This is a genomic window from Halobacillus sp. ABA4_118 (genome assembly GCF_056160205.1).
This window is the reverse complement of record NZ_JBSWWS010000001.1, coordinates 1,717,258-1,736,366: the sequence shown is the minus strand read 5'-3', so window position 1 is coordinate 1,736,366 and position 19,109 is coordinate 1,717,258. Positions and strand designations below refer to the sequence as shown.

14 protein-coding genes and 1 riboswitch are annotated in these 19,109 nt (G+C 49.6%); of the genes, 12 read left to right on the top strand and 2 right to left on the bottom strand.

Going from position 1 to position 19,109, the window contains the following annotated elements; genetic code table 11:
* Positions 1–16 precede the first annotated feature (16 nt).
* From ACXAGL_RS08615 to metH, 7 genes are all read left to right on the top strand, one after another.
* Positions 17–1,042 carry a cytochrome d ubiquinol oxidase subunit II gene (locus ACXAGL_RS08615; protein WP_474970305.1) on the top strand — a complete coding sequence of 342 codons (1,026 nt, stop codon included), beginning with the start codon at positions 17–19 and terminating at the stop codon, positions 1,040–1,042.
* Between the two features lie 94 nt (positions 1,043–1,136).
* The gene (gene glsA / locus ACXAGL_RS08610; RefSeq protein WP_474990807.1) at positions 1,137–2,105 is read left to right on the top strand and encodes a glutaminase A; all 969 of its coding nucleotides are present in this window, start codon (positions 1,137–1,139) and stop codon (positions 2,103–2,105) included.
* Positions 2,095–2,541 carry a DUF4385 domain-containing protein gene (locus tag ACXAGL_RS08605; RefSeq protein ID WP_474970303.1) on the top strand — a complete coding sequence of 149 codons (447 nt, stop codon included), beginning with the start codon at positions 2,095–2,097 and terminating at the stop codon, positions 2,539–2,541. The genes glsA and ACXAGL_RS08605 overlap by 11 nt, the downstream gene beginning before the upstream one ends.
* A 108-nt stretch (positions 2,542–2,649) precedes the next feature.
* Positions 2,650–2,760: riboswitch (SAM riboswitch) on the top strand.
* Positions 2,761–2,863: 103 nt separating this feature from the next.
* The gene (locus ACXAGL_RS08600) at positions 2,864–3,979 is read left to right on the top strand and encodes a methionine biosynthesis PLP-dependent protein (RefSeq protein WP_474990805.1); all 1,116 of its coding nucleotides are present in this window, start codon (positions 2,864–2,866) and stop codon (positions 3,977–3,979) included.
* Positions 3,976–5,157 carry a cystathionine beta-lyase gene (gene metC / locus ACXAGL_RS08595; protein ID WP_474970301.1) on the top strand — a complete coding sequence of 394 codons (1,182 nt, stop codon included), beginning with the start codon at positions 3,976–3,978 and terminating at the stop codon, positions 5,155–5,157. Before ACXAGL_RS08600 ends, metC begins: the two co-directional genes overlap by 4 nt.
* Positions 5,154–7,013, top strand: coding sequence for a bifunctional homocysteine S-methyltransferase/methylenetetrahydrofolate reductase (locus ACXAGL_RS08590; protein WP_474990803.1), 1,860 nt, complete (start codon positions 5,154–5,156; stop codon positions 7,011–7,013). The genes metC and ACXAGL_RS08590 overlap by 4 nt, the downstream gene beginning before the upstream one ends.
* Positions 6,994–10,455 (top strand): methionine synthase, encoded by a 3,462-nt coding sequence (gene metH, locus ACXAGL_RS08585; RefSeq protein WP_474990801.1) that lies wholly within the window; start codon positions 6,994–6,996, stop codon positions 10,453–10,455. The genes ACXAGL_RS08590 and metH overlap by 20 nt, the downstream gene beginning before the upstream one ends.
* A 140-nt stretch (positions 10,456–10,595) precedes the next feature.
* Here metH and ACXAGL_RS08580 read toward each other — a convergent pair whose 3' ends face one another.
* Entirely contained in the window at positions 10,596–11,582 is a 987-nt protein-coding gene (locus tag ACXAGL_RS08580; protein WP_474990799.1) for an NAD(P)/FAD-dependent oxidoreductase, read from the bottom strand.
* Positions 11,583–11,756: 174 nt separating this feature from the next.
* On the opposite strand from ACXAGL_RS08580, the gene ACXAGL_RS08575 reads away from it, so the two are divergent.
* The 5 genes from ACXAGL_RS08575 to ACXAGL_RS08555 all read left to right on the top strand — a co-directional run bounded on the left by ACXAGL_RS08575 (position 11,757) and on the right by ACXAGL_RS08555 (position 18,402).
* A complete protein-coding gene (locus tag ACXAGL_RS08575; RefSeq protein WP_474990797.1) occupies positions 11,757–12,095 on the top strand; it encodes a PadR family transcriptional regulator in 339 nt (112 codons plus the stop codon).
* Complete coding sequence (gene chrA / locus ACXAGL_RS08570; RefSeq protein ID WP_474970296.1) at positions 12,073–13,254, top strand: chromate efflux transporter; 1,182 nt, start codon at positions 12,073–12,075, stop codon at positions 13,252–13,254. Before ACXAGL_RS08575 ends, chrA begins: the two co-directional genes overlap by 23 nt.
* Positions 13,255–13,384: 130 nt before the next feature.
* Positions 13,385–16,198, top strand: a complete 2,814-nt coding sequence (locus ACXAGL_RS08565) for a sensor domain-containing phosphodiesterase (protein WP_474990794.1) — start codon at positions 13,385–13,387, stop codon at positions 16,196–16,198.
* 4 nt (positions 16,199–16,202) lie between these two features.
* A complete protein-coding gene (locus ACXAGL_RS08560) occupies positions 16,203–17,834 on the top strand; it encodes a thiamine pyrophosphate-binding protein (RefSeq protein WP_474990792.1) in 1,632 nt (543 codons plus the stop codon).
* Positions 17,835–17,928: 94 nt separating this feature from the next.
* Complete coding sequence (locus ACXAGL_RS08555) at positions 17,929–18,402, top strand: PCYCGC motif-containing (lipo)protein (protein ID WP_474990790.1); 474 nt, start codon at positions 17,929–17,931, stop codon at positions 18,400–18,402.
* Positions 18,403–18,587: 185 nt separating this feature from the next.
* Here ACXAGL_RS08555 and ACXAGL_RS08550 read toward each other — a convergent pair whose 3' ends face one another.
* Positions 18,588–19,106 (bottom strand): RNA polymerase sigma factor, encoded by a 519-nt coding sequence (locus ACXAGL_RS08550; RefSeq protein ID WP_474990788.1) that lies wholly within the window; start codon positions 19,104–19,106, stop codon positions 18,588–18,590.
* Positions 19,107–19,109: the final 3 nt, after the last annotated feature.

Here is a 19,109-nt window from a genome sequence, read left to right as displayed (position 1 = left end):
AAAGGAAGAACATTTCATGGAAGCTTCAACACTGGCCGTCACCATTTTGTGGAGCCTGCTGTTCATTTACGCAATGCTTGGCTCTCTTGATTTTGGAGCAGGGTTCTGGGGGATGATTTATGGAAAAAGTGAAGAGAAAAGCGCCTCCCAAATTGCGAACCGCTTTTTATCTCCGACGTGGGAGGTCACCAATGTATTCCTCGTCATCTTCGTCGTATCTGTGGTCACGTTTTTCCCTTATGCAACGACGCTTCTGAGCAGTGTCCTGCTTGTTCCTGTCGCGCTCGGACTGCTGCTCCTGACGATCCGCACCACCTTTATGGTGTTCCAGCACTATGCTGGGAAATTTGTCGGACTCCTTCGTGTCACCTCCGGGGTCACAGGGCTGATCATTCCTGCCCTGCTCGTTAGTATTCTCCCGATCACCCTCGGTGGGTTCATCAGTTTCGAAGATGATTATCCACGGTTGGAATACGGAGATCTTCTGACCCATCCGACGCTGTACATGCACGTATTGTTCGGCCTTTCGACAGAACTGTTCATTTCTTCCGTCTTCTTAATGGATTATGCCAAGGAAGCCGAAGATTGGGACGCGTATGATACCTTCCGGAAACATGCTCTTTGGCTCGGACCTGTCAGCATCGCCGTCGCTATGCTGACCATTGGAACGTTTCCTGAAGAAGCTGGTTGGATCGTTGATAATATTGAGCAGAACTGGCTCATCTTCGGTCTTTCCTTATTGTTTTTCCTGATCGGCTATGTTCTTTTGTTTTTGAAAAAACCGGACGGAAGAAAGGGACGGGCCCGACCTGCCGTCATCATGATCGTGCTGCAGTACGGATTCGCTATTTATGCCTACGGATCCGCCCACCTGCCGTACTTGATTTACCCGGATTTAACAGTCAGCGATGGGTTCACCAACGCGTCCACCTTCTATCCGATGCTGATCGTTTACGCCGTCGGGTTCGGAATTTTGATTCCAGCCTTCTATTTATTCTGGAGGTTGTTCCTGAAAGACCGGCGCTACTTAAAGCAGCAGTAAGCACATGCAGCCACTTCCCTGCGGGGATGGCTGCTCTTTTTTGTTTACCCACTTTCTGTAAAAGGGTACTGAACTACAAAAAAGGAGAAACGCTATGACAGAACTATCGAACTCCTATTTGGAAGAAGCCATTGAAGACAGCCGTCCCTATGCTTCTCAAGGAAAGGTGAATATGAACCTTCCTGATTACGGGGAGGCAAATAAAGACTACCTCGGCGTCAGCATCATCACGACAGACGGCTCGAGTTACAGCGCCGGGGATCATGCTAAATACATTCCGATGCAGAGTACCTCAAAAGTCATCAGCTTGATGCTTGCTCTCCAGGACTTCGGAAAGGACCGTGTTTTTCAAACTGTAGGAATGGAGCCGATGGGAGATTTCTTCAATTCCATCAGCCAGCTGGAATCCTATGACACAAGCAAGCCTTTCAATCCGATGATTAACGCGGGCGCCATCGCTACAGCTTCCCTTATTAAAGGACAGAGCGTGGAAAACCGGTTCGACCGCTACATGAATTTCTTAAAGAAAATCACCAGCAACGATCATCTAGAAATGAGCGGTGAGATGTACGAAGCAGAAAAGGCGAACGGCTCGCGCAACCGTTCCCTCGCCTACTTTATGCACAGCACAGGAACCCTTGTGACCGATGTGGAAGAAGCGCTGGATTTATACTATCGTATGAATTCAGTCATGATGTGCTGTCATGACTTTGCCCGGGTCGGCTTGTTCCTTGCTAAAGGCGGTCTCGATCCAGATACGGAAGAAAGCTTGATTCCTGCCCACCACCTAAGAACCGTAAAAGCCATCATGATGACCTCCGGGATGTACAACTCCTCCGGTCACTACGCAGTCGAAGCTGGATTCCCGTGTAAAAGCGGAGTATCCGGGAGCATCATCGGTACGGTTCCTGGAAGAATGGGCATCGGTGTCGTCGGCCCTGCCATTGATGAAAAGGGAAACAGTACAGCCGGCGGCGCTTTGATCAAAAAAATGTCCAGGGACCTGAAATTAAATATGTTCGGCATAGAAAATACAGAAAGGACGAAGGACCATGCCTTTTGATTACGATCTGGATTTTGATTCCATTGATTTCAGAGAAGAACCCGGAAAATACCGCGTCGGGCGCGGAGAACAGGGGGTGCTTCTCGTCGAGCCCTACAAAAGTGAAATTCTGCAGCACTGGCGCTTCAAAACACCTGAGATCGCAAAAGAGTCGTCAGAAAAAATCTACGCCATGTTCGAAGAGTATAAGAAAAACGATGATTTTGTCGGCATGGATATGGCCCGTAAATTCCTCCAGATGGGGTATACACGCTCGCGACGGTACGCCAATTATAAAGGCGGAAAAAAATACGATGACGATGGAGATATCAATGACCGGGATATAGATGAGGAAAAAGCAGAATCAGCCCGGATTTTCGAAGAGAAATGGATCAAAGTCCGCGAAGATGAAGAATACCTTGAGAAAAAACGGGCCCACCAAAAGGAATACGGATAAAATCAGGACGTTCCGATTAAAAATTGGAAAATCTTCCGCATGCATATTGTCAAAACTTTCTGAGTAGTGTAGAGTAGTCATCAACATTTACATGAACTTACAATTATATTCTTATCAAGAGAGGCAGAGGGACTGGCCCTGTGAAGCCTCAGCAACCCCTGGTATCGACCAGAAGGGTGCTAACTCCAGCAAGTTGTTGATCAACTTGAAAGATAAGAAGAAGCCTTGGATATCCAGGACGCCTTCTTCTTAGAGAAGGCGTCCTTTTTGTTTTCACACTGCTTCCTCTCTTGATCGGTTCATAAACGAAAGGAGTATTTTTATGTGTCACACGGAAACAAAATTCGTCCAGACAGGAAACCAGCGGAACGAACCGTATGGAGCGATCAACCCACCGGTTTACTTTTCCACCCCTTACCGGCACCCAGGGCTCGGGGAATCTACAGGATTTGATTATACGCGGACGGGTAACCCGACAAGAAAAATCCTGGAAGCCTCCATCGCCGATATCGAAGAAGGTGATGCAGGTTTTGCCTTCAGTTCCGGAATGTCCGCCATCCAGACCGTCCTCTCTCTTTTCCGCGAAGGAGATGAAATTCTCGTATCCGAAGATTTATATGGAGGGACCTACCGCTTATTTGAACATATGAAGGAGCGTTACCGTCTGCAGTTTACCTACCTGGAAAACGAAAGGCTGAATGACCTGCCTTCTTATGTGACCGAACGTACGAAAGCCGTTTACATTGAAACTCCGACAAATCCGCTCATGCACCAAACCGACATCAGGCAGATGGCCGGACTAGCAGAAAAACAAGACCTCCTGCTGATAGTCGACAACACCCTTTATACACCAGTTCTCCAGCAGCCGCTGAAGGAAGGAGCGGACGTCGTCATTCACAGCGCGACGAAATACCTGGCCGGACATAACGATGTTCTGGCCGGACTGCTTGTCAGTAAAGGCGCAGACATCAGCGAAAAGCTCGCTTTTCATCAAAATACATCCGGAGCTGTCCTGTCGCCGTTTGACTCCTGGCTCGTCATGCGCGGCATGAAAACCCTGCCTCTACGAATGAGGCAGCATGAAGGCAACGCGAAAGCCGTCGTTCAATTCTTGGAGGATCATCCATGTGTGAGTGATATTTTCTACCCAGGAAAAGGCGGCATGGTGTCCTTCCGACTAAAGGAAGAAGCCTGGATCGATCCTTTTCTAAGAGGATTGAATTTAATCAGTTTCGCGGAAAGTCTCGGAGGTGTGGAAAGCTTCATCACCTACCCCGCCACCCAGACCCACGCCGATATCCCTGAAGAAGAACGCGTCCGCTACGGCGTGTGCAATAAACTGCTCCGTTTTTCCGTAGGCGTGGAGCACATCGATGATCTTTTGAGAGATCTTCAATCTACTTTGAGTCAATTACCTAAGGAGGAATCCGTCCAATGAATACCCATTCCCTGCAGACCCGCCTGCTTCACAACGACCAGAAGTTCGATCCGCAGACCGGAGCGGTGAGTGTCCCGATCCAACAGGCCTCAACCTTTCACCAACAGGATTTTGACACACCGGGGGATTACGACTACAGCCGGTCGGGAAACCCGACAAGAACAGCGTTGGAAGAGACGATCGCCGGCCTTGAAAACGGCACGAAAGGCTTTGCTTTCGCCTCCGGAATGGCAGCGATTTCCACAGCGTTCATGCTTTTATCCAAAGGGGATCACATCGTTATAACCAAGGACGTATACGGGGGGACTTTCCGAATGATCCACGATGTTCTCCACCGCTTTGGAATCGATCACACCTTTGTTGACATGACCGATCTTCATGAAGTGGCTACAGCCATAAAGCCGAATACGAAGCTGTTATATATTGAAACTCCTTCCAATCCAACACTTGAAATCACTGATATAAGGGCAGTGGCAAAACTCGCCAAAGCGAACAACTGCCTCACCTTTGTCGATAACACCTTTATGACACCAGCCCTGCAGCGTCCGCTCGACCTTGGCGCCGATCTTGTCCTCCATAGTGCAACGAAGTTCATTGCCGGACACAGTGATGTCGTTGCCGGCTTAGCTGTGACCAACAGGGAAGATGTCGCAGAGGCTCTTTCTTTTCTACAGAATTCTTTCGGATCTATTCTGGGCGCACACGATTGCTGGCTCGTGCTCCGCGGCCTGAAGACACTCCACTGCCGAATCACCCAATCATCTCAATCAGCGGCAAAAGTCGCAGAAGCTTTATCCAGTCACCCTCTGGTCGAGCACGTGTACTACCCAGGCTTCCGCTGTCATCCGGGGAATTCCACCCACACGTATCAATCCGACGGGTATGGAGCCGTTCTATCGTTCCGCCTCCGTGACGAGGAGGCGGTCCGCCAATTCACAAAAGCGGTCGAAATTCCGGTGTATGCCGTAAGTCTTGGAGCTGTCGAGTCGATCTTATCGTACCCGGCGCGGATGTCCCATGCCTCCATGCCTAAGGAGGAACGGGCCAAACGCGGCATCACGGACGGACTGCTGCGTTTATCGGTCGGATTGGAAAAGCCGGAGGACCTGATCGCAGACTTTTCGCAGGCTTTGAACCAAATCGAACGGACTACTGAAGACAGGAGGGTGAGTATATGACATTACGTGAAGCCCTCCATAGACAAACACTAGTCGGAGACGGGGCGATGGGGACTCTTCTTTATTCCTACGGGGTCGACCAGTGTTTCGAGGAACTGAACCTTTCGCATGCAGAAGAAGTGAAAAGCGTTCATGACGCTTACGTCCAGGCAGGAGCCGATTTGATTCAAACCAATACGTACGGCGCCAATTACATCAAGCTTGGCCGTTACGGCCTCGAGGATCACGTGAAGGAGATCAATACAGCCGCTGTCCAGCTCGCAAGACATGCCGCCGGCGACAAGGCGTATGTACTCGGAACGGTCGGCGGCATCCGGGGGGTTCAGAAACAAGCTGTTTCTCTTGAGGAAATAAAACGAAGCTTCCGCGAACAACTCTACTGTCTTTTGTTTGAACAAGTGGACGGCCTTCTTTTTGAAACCTTCTATGATCTAGAGGAACTCTCCACCATTCTGTCGATCGCCCGGAAGGAAACAGACCTTCCTCTGATTGCCCAGGTATCGATGCATGAACCCGGGGTGCTGCAGGATGGTACACCACTCCCTGACGCGCTCACTCATCTGGAAAAAATCGGAGCGGACGTGACAGGCATCAACTGCCGTCTCGGCCCGTACCATATGATCCAGTCCTTAGAAGAAGTGCCCTTACCCGAAAAAGCTTTTCTATCGGTCTATCCGAATGCCAGTCTGCCGGCCTTTCAGGATGGCAGACTGGTTTATGCGACAGATCCCTCCTACTTTCAAAAAAGCGCCCGGGCGCTTTACGACCAAGGGGCGCGGATCATCGGCGGGTGCTGCGGCACAACACCGGAGCACATTGAAGCCATCGCATCCAAAGTAAAAGGAAAAGCACCGATCAAAGAAAAGATTGTAGTTGTCCGACAAAAGACCGAAACAGCCGTCCAATCCACTAAAGATCAACGACCACACCTCCATGAAGCGGCGAAGAAAGGCCGGTCCATCATTGTCGAACTGGATCCCCCGAAAAAGTTGAACATCGATCGTTTTCTTAAAGGGTCCAAAGCGCTTCAGGAAGCTGGTGTTAACTCGATCACCCTTGCGGATAACTCCCTAGCCTCTCCACGAATCAGCAACTCTGTCATGGCTTCGATCATTAAAGAAAAATATGATGTCGATCCACTCGTCCATATCGCCTGCCGGGACCGCAATCTTCTCGGTCTGCAGTCCCACTTGATGGGTCTTCATACACAAGGCATCCGCCAAGTCCTGGCGGTCACCGGCGATCCCACGAAGATCGGGGATTTTCCTGGAGCGACGTCTGTCTATGATTTGTCATCTTTGGATCTCATTCACTATATTAAGCAGATGAACAGAGGCATTTCTTTTTCCGGAAATTCTCTCGGGAACCAAACATCATTCTCAGTCGCTGCAGCCTTTAATCCGAATGTAAGAAATTTGAACCGTGCCGTCGGAAGAATGAAGAAGAAAATTACCTCCGGCGCCGATTACTTTATCAGTCAGCCTGTGTTTAACGAAGAGCAGCTTCTCGAAGTCTATGAAGCGACAAAACAAGTGGAAGCCCCTCTTTACATCGGCATCATGCCGTTGACAAGCGCACGCAATGCTGAATTCCTTCACAATGAAGTGCCCGGCATCACCCTGTCTCCTTCCATACTGGAAAAAATGGAAAAAGCCGGACAGGACCGGAAACAAGCACAGGCCGAGGGCATCAGCATAGCAAAGTCCCTCATCGATACAGCGGTTGACCTGTTTAACGGCATTTACTTGATCACCCCGTTCCTCCGCTACGAGATGACGGTGGAACTAACGAAGTACATTAAACAGAAAACAAAGGAACAGGAAAGGAAGATGTCCGATGGCATCCACATGGTTTGACGAACAACTGAAAAAAAGGATTCTCATTTTGGACGGAGCCATGGGGACGATGCTTCAGGAAGCCGGCCTGAGCCCTGAGGATTTTGGCGGCGAGGACTACGACGGATGCAATGAATATTTGAACCTCACCTTCCCGGAGTTGATTGATACCATCCACACCCGGTATATGGAAGCGGGAGCGGACATTATCGAAACCAACACGTTTGGTGCGACGAGCCTTGTCCTCGATGAATACAATCTCGGTCACCTGGCTGAGGAAATCAATATCAAAGCAGCACAAATCGCTAAAACGGCTGCAGAACGAATGAGCACAGAACATCACCCCCGCTTTGTTGCAGGAGCGATGGGGCCGACGACGAAAACCTTATCCGTCACCGGTGGGACGACATTCGAGCAGCTGGCGGACACCTATGAGGAACAGGCACGCGGATTAATGAGGGGAAACGTCGACCTTCTGTTGTTGGAAACGTCCCAGGATATGCTGAATGTCAAAGCGGCCTATCTCGGGATTACACGAGCCGGTCATGCACTCGGAATCGAGCTGCCCCTTATGATTTCCGGTACGATTGAGCCGATGGGAACGACCCTTGCCGGACAAAGCATAGAAGCCTTTTATTTATCGCTGGAACATATGAATCCGGCTGTCGTCGGGTTGAACTGCGCCACAGGGCCGGAGTTTATGCGGGATCACCTGCGCTCTCTTTCGGATCTTGCTGCCACCTCCGTCAGCTGCTACCCCAATGCAGGGCTGCCCGATGAAGAAGGACATTATCATGAAACCCCGGCTTCTCTCGCATCTAAAGTGGCAGGTTTTGCTGAAAAAGGATGGTTGAATATTGTCGGCGGCTGCTGTGGCACGACGCCGGATCACATTCGTGCCATAGCGGAAGCCGTCAAAGAGTACACTCCAAGAACCGCCCCGGAAGACCATGCCCACGCACTATCCGGAATCGAGCCGTTGATTTATGATGACCCCGCTGACCGCCCGATCCTTGTAGGGGAGCGGACGAACGTAATCGGGTCCAGAAAGTTCAAACGGTTGATTGCAGAAGAAAAATACGAGGAAGCGTCGGAAATTGCCCGCGCCCAAGTGAAAAAAGGAGCACAGGTCATCGATATCTGTCTCGCCGACCCGGACCGGGAGGAAATCAAGGATATGGAAGCCTTCATGAAGCAGGTCGTCAATAAGGTGAAGGTGCCTCTGGTAATCGACTCCACGGATTATCACGTCATCCGGAAAGCACTTACCTTTTCCCAGGGGAAAGTGATCATTAACTCCATCAACCTGGAGGATGGTGTAGAGCGCTTCAAAGAGGTGCTTCCCCTAGCTAAGCAGTTCGGAGCGGCACTTGTTGTCGGGACGATTGATGAAACGGGGATGGCCGTTACGGCGGAGCGGAAACTGGAAATCGCCGAACGTTCCTTTGATATTCTCGTAAACGAATACGAAATCAACCCACGTGATATTATTTTTGACCCCCTCGTCTTCCCCGTCGGTACCGGAGATGCGCAGTATATCGGGTCAGCAGAAGCGACAATTGAAGGCATCCGGTTGATGAAGCAGCACCTTCCTCTCTGCCAGACTGTCCTCGGGGTGAGTAATGTATCTTTCGGGCTTCCTCCAGTCGGCCGGGAAGTGCTGAACGCTGTCTATTTGTATCACTGTACAAAAGCGGGTCTCGATTACGCGATTGTGAATACGGAAAAGCTCGAGCGGTACGCCTCGATCGGCGGGGATGAAATCTCCCTCGCCGATGAACTGCTGTTTCATACCAATGACGCAACACTGGCAGATTTCACAGCTTTTTACCGCGGAAAGAAAAAGGAATCCAAAACGCCGACATCAACCATGACTCTTGAGGAGCGGCTCGCTCATTATGTCGTGGAAGGTACGAAGGAAGGGCTGATCCCTGATTTGAACCTCGCCCTCCAACAGTATGACACACCTCTTTCGATTATTAACGGTCCATTAATGACCGGCATGGCTGAAGTCGGCCGCTTGTTCAATGATAACCAGCTGATTGTCGCTGAGGTTCTGCAGAGTGCCGAAGTCATGAAGGCTTCCGTCGCCTACCTTGAGCCGCATATGGAAAAAGGGGATGCTTCCAATAAAAAAGGCAAGGTTCTGCTTGCGACAGTCAAAGGAGATGTTCATGACATCGGCAAAAACCTGGTCGAAATCATCTTAAGCAACAATGGTTTTGAAGTCGTCGACCTCGGAATCAAAGTGACACCCGCAGAGCTGATTCAGCAGATACAGCAAGAAAAACCGAGCATTGTCGGACTCTCCGGTCTTCTTGTGAAGTCTGCCCAGCAGATGGTATTAACCGCTCAGGACTTGAAACAGCAGAACATCCACCTGCCGATTCTTGTCGGCGGCGCTGCCCTGTCGCGGAAGTTCACCCATACAAAAATTTCACCGGAATATGGAGGGCCTGTCTTATATGCCAAGGATGCCATGGACGGGCTGGCTATATCCAATCAATTAAGCAGTGAAGACTCCAGGGAACAGTTCCTGAGTGAACAGGCTGAAAGACAGGCAGCTGCAGTCGAGCGATCGAACCGTCCAGCCCCGGAAAAAAACAGAGGCGGAGGCACAACCACGGCTGTCCGCCCAGTCTCAACGGTTGCTGCAAATGGACCCGTCTACCAGCCACATGACTTTCAGCGGCATTTGATTAGCCGACACCCAGTCGCACACGTTGAACCGTATATCAATAAGCAGATGTTGATTGGACACCACCTCGGATTAAAGGGTAGATTCGAGAAGCTGCTGGCAGAAGGAAATCAAAAAGCCGTCCATTTAAACGAAGTCGTCAATCAACTGCTGACGCAGGCCAAACAAAACAATTGGATCGAACCTTCTGCCTTATACCAGTTTTTCCCCGCGCAGTCCGACGGCGATGATGTCCTGATCTACGACCCCCGGGATCAAACCCGTCTCATGGAACGCTTTACGTTTCCAAGGCAGCAGAAAGAACCGTTCCTCTGCCTGGCAGACTATGTAAGATCCGTTTCAAGCGGAGAGATGGATTATGTCGGTTTTTTTTCAGTTACCGCAGGCAAAGGAATCAGACAGCGGTCCGTGGAACTGAAAAATAACGGCCGGTACCTGGAGAGCCATGCGCTGCAGGCACTGGCTCTGGAGACAGCCGAAGCGCTGGCTGAAAAGATTCACCAGGAAATGCGTGACCGCTGGGGATTCCCGGATGCGACAGACTTTACAATGCAGGAACGATTTTCAGCCAAATATCAGGGACAGCGGTATTCTTTCGGCTACCCGGCGTGTCCAGAGCTTGAAGATCAGAAGAAGCTGTTCCGACTTCTTCAACCAGAGGATATTGGTATTGATCTGACAGAGGAATGCATGATGGAACCGGAAGCTTCCGTAACAGCGATGGTCTTTGCCCATCCGGAAGCCCGTTACTTCAACGTTCATTAAAACGAAGCGGAAAAGCTCTATACCGATATAAAACCCGTACAGAGACCAAGATTTCTGAGTCACTGTACGGGTTTATCCTTTGAATGCCGCGCTCGTCCACGAATGGCCGTTTTTACAGAACAAAAGACCTGTGACGCGACTTATTTGTCATCGCGGTATTTATAAATGACGGTACTGTATACCTGCGTCTTCGCTTTAGGATCCAGGAAAGTGGCAGCGCTGTTGATGGCAGCCATTGCTTCATTGAATCCGGAAGCAATCAGCATCGTTTTACTCGGATAGACCACCGCATCCCCTGCTGCAAATACTCCGGGAATATTGGTACACATGTCCGTTTCTACAGGAATCCGTCCTTTATCGGTATGGATTCCCCACTGATCATACACACTTTTCTCCATCTGCAGCCCTTCATAAACGAGAAGGTGATCAAGAGAAAGCTCTGTACCATCGCTCAGAATCACCCCTGTCATCTGTCCGTCTGCCTCTTTCAACTGCTGAACAGTCCGGCCGTACTGGACGTGGACAGAAGATGCCAGCAGTTTTTCCTCATCCTTTTCATAAACAGCTTTAAAGGCGCTGCCCCTATTGATCAGCGTCACTTCATCAGCGGATTCTTCCAGCGCAAGCGCCCAGTCGATTCCGACACGGTTTTCTGATACAACAGCGGTTTTCAGTCCTTTGTACTGTTCCTTATTTTTTATCGTGTAGTGGATCTGTGTGCCATCATAAGCAGCGGCGCCATTCACCTGGAGAGGCTGCATTTGGAAAGTCCCCAGTCCGGAAGCGATCAGGACGGTCCTTGTATAATGAGCGGACCCATCATGGGTCACGAGAAGAAACGTCCCATCTTCCTGTTTCTGAAGGTCTTTTACTTTCGTCCCTGTCACAAGAGCCGGTTGAATGCTCTGTGCCTGTTTTTCCACATTTGCCGCAAGTTCCTCCCCGGAAATCCCGGGAAAACCGCCGACATCATAAATTAGTTTCTCCGGATAAAAGAACGAAACCTTGCCACCTGTTTCCGGCTGGTCTTCCATCACCTTCGTCTTCAGCCCTCTCATCCCACTATAAAAAGCGGCGTACATCCCCGTCGTACCTCCGCCGATAATGGTTACATCATACATTTCCATCTCTGTCACCTTCTCCGCTTCATATATGTTCGTACACGTGTTTACCTCCCATTGTACGGAGGGCGGAAATAGAATGCAAAAGTAAATCTTTTGTAAAGGTTACAGGTATTCCATTGCTTTCTCCAGACCGTTATCGTATTATGATATCGGATTTTGATAATGGAGGTGATCGATGTGCTGAGAGATTTTTTTCTTGGTTCGATTAAGATCCATATCCTCTATCACGCCAGTATAGAACCGATATACGGCGCGTTTCTTATGGAGGAGCTTGCTTCCCACGGTTATGACATCAGCCCGGGGACCCTCTACCCTACGCTCAAGCAGCTGCACAAGGATGAGCTGCTGGAAAAATACGAGGAGAAGGTAGAAGGGAAAATCCGCAAATACTATGTCATTACAAGTAAGGGGCAGCAGGTGCTGAAAGAAGGAAAACAGCAGGTCCAGGAACTTGCTGAAGAAATCTTAGGAAAAGATTGGAGGAAAATTTCAGATGAGTCCATCAAAGAAAAGTAACTGGCTGGAAATTCTGCGCACGTCGACAAAACTCGGCTTCACGTCCTTCGGCGGTCCTATCGCGCACCTTGCCTATTTTAAGGACGAATACATCGATCGTAAAAAGTGGCTCGATGATAAAACCTATGCTGATATCATTGCCCTCTGCCAATTTCTCCCCGGCCCGGCAAGCAGTCAGGTAGGGATTGCCATAGGTATGCTGCGCGGAGGGTTCATTGGAGGATTGATTTCCTGGTTCGGTTTTACGATGCCGTCCATTCTGGTTCTTATTCTATTCGCTATGCTTTATCAATCCTTTGACTTGGCAGATGCCGGTTTCATCCACAGCCTTAAAGTCGTTGCCGCAGCTGTCGTCCTGCATGCATTGATGGGCCTTGGTAAAAAGCTGACCCCGGACAAGCCGAGAATTGCGATGGCCCTGGCAGCCGCCTTGATTCTGCTGCTTTATCCATCCGCCTGGATGCAGCTGGTCATCATATTCGCTGCGGGCGTCTTCGGATGGAAGATGTTTTCCGGATTGAATCCATCTAAAATTCAGCCGTTTCCTGTCACCTTTTCTAAAAAAGCAGGAATCGCGTCCCTCAGCATTCTTGTCGGCCTGCTTATTTTCCTGCCTGTGCTGGCCAGGAATACAGACAATCTGTTCATCCAGCTGTTTGATACATTCTTCCGGGTCGGGTCTCTTGTTTTCGGGGGTGGTCATGTCGTCCTTCCGATGCTGGAACGGGAAGTTGTTCCGACCGGGCTTTTATCTGCCAGTGATTTTCTGGCCGGATATGGAATGGCCCAGGCTGTTCCCGGACCTTTGTTCACGTTTTCAAGCTATCTCGGTACGATGATTCAGGGAATACCTGGAGCTGTCGCCGCGACGGCAGGGATTTTCCTTCCGTCTTTCCTGTTTCTTGTAGCCGCGCTCCCGTTCTTGAACGAACTTAGAAAGCGGCCGGCTTTCCAAGGGGTTCTAACAGGCGTCAACGCCAGCGTCGTCGGCATCCTGCTGGCTGCCTTTTATGATCCGGTCCTTAAGAGCTCGATTTTAAGCGGAGAAGATTTCGCTCTCGCCGCCATCCTGTTCTCCCTGCTTCATTTCTTTAAAGTCCCGGCATGGGCCATCGTTATCATCGGGGTTGCTGCCGGAGCTGTGCTCAATATGTTATAGAAACCAGGCACAAAAGACTTTCTTTTGTGCCTTTTATTTTCGATCTTATTCAAAAAACTTTGGATCTTATGCAGGAAGTTCACTATAATAGTCGAACTTTATCAAAAGATGAAACTATGGAGGGAAACGCATGGCTGAAGAGCAAACCAGATATTCGCGACTAGCTCAAATTACCAAGCTGATCAACACCAAGCTGGATTTGCGCGAAGTATTAGAGCATGTAGTAACAGCCATATCAGAAGAAATCATGCGGTGCGATTCCGTGGGGATTTATCTGCCGCGGGAAGACGGCACGTACCAGGGTTATGTAGGGAAACCCAATACCATTAACGGCATGACATTGGATATGCACATTGTCGAGCCGGAACAGGATCTGCTAGCCAATGAAGTGATTGAAACACGGGAAGCGATTTATATTCCAGACACTTCCAAGGATGACCGCCCGGACCAGCGGGCGGTTCAGGCGTTTAAAATCAAATCGCTGCTTGTCGCTCCCATCTCCTATGAAGATGAATTGTATGGACTCGTCTTCTTGTTTGACTACGGGATCCCCATGGATTTGACGGACTCTGAGATTGAAAGTGTCAAAGCCTATATTCACATGGCCGCTGTAGCGCTGCGAAATGCCAACAACCTGACAAGGAAAGAAAAACTGATTTCAGAAAAACAGCTTCTCCTTAACGTGACACGCGATTTATCTTTGTGCTCTTCGCTGCAGGAAGCTCTTGATAAATGTTTTTATTACCTTGGGGAAGTCCTTGGAAACCAGAACATCGGCGCCCATTTTATCGATCCTGTAGCAGAAGACCGCCTGAAGCCGGCGAGCCTGAACAAAAATAGTGACTGGACCGAGGAAGACTGGATCGCCACTCACCGAAAGACACGGTTCGATCATAAGGAAGACCTGATCTTTCAGGAAGTGATTGAAACGAAAAAGTCCGTGCTTGTCCCGGATGTGTATGAAGATGACCGCGTCAACAAGCACATTTGCAGGGAGTTTGGAATTAAAGGACTGTATATGATTCCTCTTGTATCACTTGGAGAAGTCCTTGGAGCCATCGCCATCGTCAATCTGACTGAAACGAACTTCCGTTTCACCCCCTCTGTCCGCCAGCTCGCTGAATCCATCGTGGATACCACAGCCCCCGTTTTATTCAATCTATTGTATATAGAAAAGCAGGAGGTTATCATCCAGGACCGCACCTCTGAATTAATAGAAAAAAACCGGGAACTGGAGGAAGCTTTCATAGAATTGAAGCAGATCAGCCGCGAAAAGGATTTGATCTTGAATTCAGCGGGCGAAGGGATTTTCGGCATCGATCTTGATGGAAATATCACCTTTGCGAACCCTTCTGCCACCAGTCTGCTCGGTTACGCCGATGAAACCGATGTAGTAGGCTTGTCCTACGCACGGATTTTCAAGTGGGAAGATCCGAGTGTGGACATCCACTCCTTCAAGGATCTCTATCTCTGGAAGGAAACTTACAGCGGGCAGGAGCACTTTTTCATAAAAAAAGACGGCGGATCGTTTCCTGTCGAATATGTCATTACACCTAAGCAGGAAAACGATGAGACCATCGGGTACGTAGTGACCTTCAAAGATGTGACATCACGCAAGCAGATGGAGGAAAAGATCAAGTACCATGCCTATTACGATGTCGTCACCAATATTCCGAACCGTGTCCTGTTCAGAGACAGGCTGAAGCAGGCGCTCAGCTATGCAGAATTAACAGGAAAATCGCTGGCCATTCTGTTTCTGGACCTCGACCGATTCAAGAAAATCAATGATACGTTCGGACACAGCTTCGGGGATATGGTGCTCCAGCAGGCCGCCCAGCGTCTGGAGCATGCCATTCCGAAGGAGGCGACGGTTTCCAGACAGGGAGGCGACGAATTCATCATCCTTCTTCCTAAAATCGACCGGACAGAAGATGCTGTCGCATGCGCAGAGCGGGTACTGGCTTCTTTCGATACGCCCTTTACGATTCAATCCCAGGAAGTAAGCATAAAAACCAGCATCGGTATCAGCTTATATCCGGAGAATGGGGACAATGTCGAATCGCTGATCAAACATGCCGATGTAGCGATGTATAAGGCGAAAGATTACGCAGGTAATCGGTATCAGCTTTTTTCCAATGATATCGAAGAACGTTCGGTTGAACAGATCAAGCTGGAGAATGACTTATTCAAAGCCCTCCAGCGCGGGGAAGAGTTTGAACTGTATTATCAGCCCAAATTCGACGTCCGCTCCGATGAATTGATCGGCACGGAAACACTGATCCGATGGAATCATCCGGAATTCGGTCTGCTCTCCCCCGGCCGGTTCATTCCGTTGGCGGAAGAAACCGGGTTGATTACTGCCCTTGGGGAATGGGTCATCAAAGAATCCTGCCGTCAGATGAAAAAATGGTACGACAAAGGGTGCACGCAGCTCGCCGTCTCCGCCAACCTGTCGCCGCAGCAGTTCCAGCAGACCGATCTTGCGTCCAAGGTAGCTGCTATTCTTAAAGAGACCGGTCTTCCACCACAGCTGCTGGAATTGGAGCTGACCGAAAATTTAATCGTCAACAATACCAATCAAACCCTTAAAACGATCCGGGAACTGAAGGACCTGGGTGTGCAGATATCTATTGATGATTTTGGCACGGGGTATTCCTCTCTCGGCTATTTGAAGGATTTCCCGGTGGATACACTTAAGATTGATAAATCCTTTATTGATCATATGACAACGAATGCGAACAATGCCGCCATCATCAAAACGATCATCACTCTGGCTGACAGTCTGAAACTGAACGTCATTGCAGAAGGGGTCGAGAGCAGAGATCAGGCTGATTTCCTTGCCCGGCACGGGTGCTACTGGATTCAAGGATATTTATACAGCCGCCCTCTTCCTGTATCTGAATTTGAGAAACGGTATGTCCCATCACAATCACAAAGGAGCTAACGAAATGAAATCTGTTCGAGCTGTACTGGATTATTTAGTTTCAGGAAATGTCTCTTATATTTTCGGAATTCCGGCTGGATCGGTGAATGCCTTTTTTGATGAGCTTTATGATACGCCTTCCATTACACCTGTAATTGCTAAGCATGAGGGAGCAGCCTCCTATATGGCCGCAGCCTATGCTAAATATTCCGGTTCGCTGAGTGTGTGCATCGGAAGCAGTGGACCCGGAGGAACAAACCTGGTGACAGGAGCGGCGAATGCGATGCGGGAGCACCTTCCTGTCCTGTTTCTCACCGGAGCTGTCCCTGTGGATACGGTCGGATTGAACGCGTCCCAGGAACTGCATGCGGACCCTCTGTATCAGTCGGTTACAAAATACAGCCAGCGTGTGGACCGGGCAGAGGACCTGCTTCCGGAAATTCATAAAGCGGTGGAAATTGCCCTGACCGGTGTTCCAGGTCCTGTGCATATCGCTATGCCGATCGACGTTCAGCTTTCATCCGTTATGCCCCCCGCTCTTCCGGCTTTTCCTGAACGCGTCCCCCTTCTTCCCGATGATGATAAAATCCAGGAAACGGCTGAAAAACTCGCCGGAACGAGTGGATTCATTTTCGCCGGCCAAGGGATCCGCGGGGCTGTCGAAGACGTACTGGAACTGGCTGAAACACTGGAATGGCCGATTATCACGACCCCTCAGGCGAAGGGATTCATCCCGGATGATCATCCGCTTCTGAAAGGGATATTCGGATTTGCCGGGCACGAAGAGGCTTCCACATTCATTCATTCGAATGCAGCTGAAACCATCCTTGTGCTTGGGTCGAGCCTCGGAGAAACGGCTACGAACAACTGGAATCCCAATCTGGCCGCCAACCGTACGCTTATCCAGGTTGATTACGATGCTACGGTTTTCAACCGGAAGTATCCGGTAGACATGGCTGTACACGGGGATATCAATGTGACGGTATCTTCTTTGATTACAGCTTTGAACCAGCTTGGACACAGGCAGAAACGAATGCCTGCCTTCCCACAGCGCTCACAGGAAATCACATCGGAGTATAACTCCCGGAACGTGCTGCTCTCCCTGCAGAAGCTCCTCCCTTTGAATACGCGCTATACAGTGGATATCGGAGAATTCATGGCTTATGTCGTTCACTATATGAACGTCCGTTCCACAGATTCTTTTGATATCAATGTCCATTTCGGAGCAATGGGAAGCGGCATCGGCAGTGCCATCGGTGCCAAGCTTGCAGAGCCGGAAAGACCTGTAGTAAGCCTTACCGGAGATGGCTGCTTCTTCATGCACGGGATGGAACTGCTGACAGCCAAAGAATACAACATCCCCGTATTGTTTATCGTGATGAATAATGCACGGCTCGGCATGGTCCATCACGGGCATACGCTGCAGTATAAGCGTGCGCATGAGCGGTTTGGTCAGGAAGCGGTCAATATAACGGCTATGGCCGCTTCTCTTGGTGTGCCGTCCGTTTCCGTCCATTCCATGGAAGATGTGAATGAAGAAACACTCGGAGAGGTTTTGAACAGCAGCGGACCAGCTGTTCTTGAGATTTCCCTTGTGGATGACAATGTCCCGCCTATGGGCGATAGAGTCAAATTCCTTTCTTCTTTCGGAAAATAAATCTATAAACGTCTGTCATTTTTTTGAAAACGATTGAATCTTTCCTGCGCCCTCTTTATGATAGAGATAATCTATATAAAGAGGGTGCTTTGTTTTGCTGAAAAATGTACTCATCGTGGGTATACTCGTATCCGGACTGTCCCTCACAGGATGTGGAGCATCGGAAAGTGAAGAGAGTCATGTTGAACATGCGAACGGAGATCTACGTGAAGAAACGGCTTCAGCGGATGTCCTCCCAGACTTCATGGACGGAAAACCTGAAAATGTCCAGAACATCTACCTGGCTGCTGCCCAGCACCGCGATCTGCTTGAAAACATCCCTTGTTACTGTGGCTGCGGAGAAAGCGCCGGCCATAAAGATAATTACGACTGCTTCGTTCATGAAAATCATGACGACGGCAAGATCATGTGGGATGACCACGGAACGAAATGCGGGGTCTGCCTTGAAATTGCTGCCTCTTCCATCAACGATTATCAGCAGGGGAAATCAATCAAGGACATCCGTGCAGATATTGATGAAGCATATGAAAACGGGTATGCAAAACCTACTCCAACCCCTGCTCTTTAATCAGATCGTTTTAAAATGAACGACAAAGGCCGCCCCGGAAACCGGGGCGGCCTTTGTTTATTCAGAAACAGCATATGGTACTCAGAGAGCGTCCGAGGTCACCCAATGATCCGGACTTATGGGGATAATAGAAAAGCACAGGTTCCTCTACAAGCTGAAGGGAGTCCATCTTCAGAACAAATCTTTCATGCCGTCTTTTCCACCGGCTTCTTCTGTTCGAATTTCTGTTTTAACTGTTTACGACCGCGGTGCAGTCTCGACTTCACCGCGCTCTGGGTTATGTTCAGAAGGTCCGCAATTTCCTTCTCCTTCATGCTGTACTGAAAGCTTAACTGAAGAACCTCCCTTATTTTAGGGGATAATAAGCCGATGGATGATAGGATCTCCTCCTCAAGCTGATGCCGTTCACACGTTGCTTCAACGAGAGAGCCCTGTTGACATAAAGAATCGGGCAGCGGGATATGTTCAAGCGATACTACAACGGCACGCCGCTCTTTTCTCAGCAGATCGACCGCTTTTCTTGCGGCAATCGTCGACAACCAGGCCCCTGCTTTTTCCTCATCCGTCAGTTCATCCAGTTTGTGATAGGCTTTCAAGTACGTTTCCTGCACCACATCTTCAGCAAGGCTGTAGTTATTCACCACTTTATATGCAGAGAAAAAGACCCGCCGGTGATAACGCTCATAAAGTTCATAAATATCCATCCG

Excerpts from the sequence above, each read along its gene's own strand:
- chrA (WP_474970296.1), top strand. The coding sequence starts at position 12,073 with ATGAGTCCATCAAAGAAAAGTAACTGGCTGGAAATTCTGCGCACGTCG.
- glsA (WP_474990807.1), top strand. The coding sequence starts at position 1,137 with ATGACAGAACTATCGAACTCCTATTTGGAAGAAGCCATTGAAGACAGC.
- ACXAGL_RS08560 (WP_474990792.1), top strand. The coding sequence starts at position 16,203 with ATGAAATCTGTTCGAGCTGTACTGGATTATTTAGTTTCAGGAAATGTC.
- ACXAGL_RS08565 (WP_474990794.1), top strand. The coding sequence starts at position 13,385 with ATGGCTGAAGAGCAAACCAGATATTCGCGACTAGCTCAAATTACCAAG.
- ACXAGL_RS08615 (WP_474970305.1), top strand. The coding sequence starts at position 17 with ATGGAAGCTTCAACACTGGCCGTCACCATTTTGTGGAGCCTGCTGTTC.
- ACXAGL_RS08590 (WP_474990803.1), top strand. The coding sequence starts at position 5,154 with ATGACATTACGTGAAGCCCTCCATAGACAAACACTAGTCGGAGACGGG.
- ACXAGL_RS08550 (WP_474990788.1), bottom strand. The coding sequence starts at position 19,106 with ATGGATATTTATGAACTTTATGAGCGTTATCACCGGCGGGTCTTTTTC.
- ACXAGL_RS08580 (WP_474990799.1), bottom strand. The coding sequence starts at position 11,582 with ATGGAAATGTATGATGTAACCATTATCGGCGGAGGTACGACGGGGATG.
- ACXAGL_RS08600 (WP_474990805.1), top strand. The coding sequence starts at position 2,864 with ATGTGTCACACGGAAACAAAATTCGTCCAGACAGGAAACCAGCGGAAC.
- metH (WP_474990801.1), top strand. The coding sequence starts at position 6,994 with ATGGCATCCACATGGTTTGACGAACAACTGAAAAAAAGGATTCTCATT.
- ACXAGL_RS08605 (WP_474970303.1), top strand. The coding sequence starts at position 2,095 with ATGCCTTTTGATTACGATCTGGATTTTGATTCCATTGATTTCAGAGAA.
- metC (WP_474970301.1), top strand. The coding sequence starts at position 3,976 with ATGAATACCCATTCCCTGCAGACCCGCCTGCTTCACAACGACCAGAAG.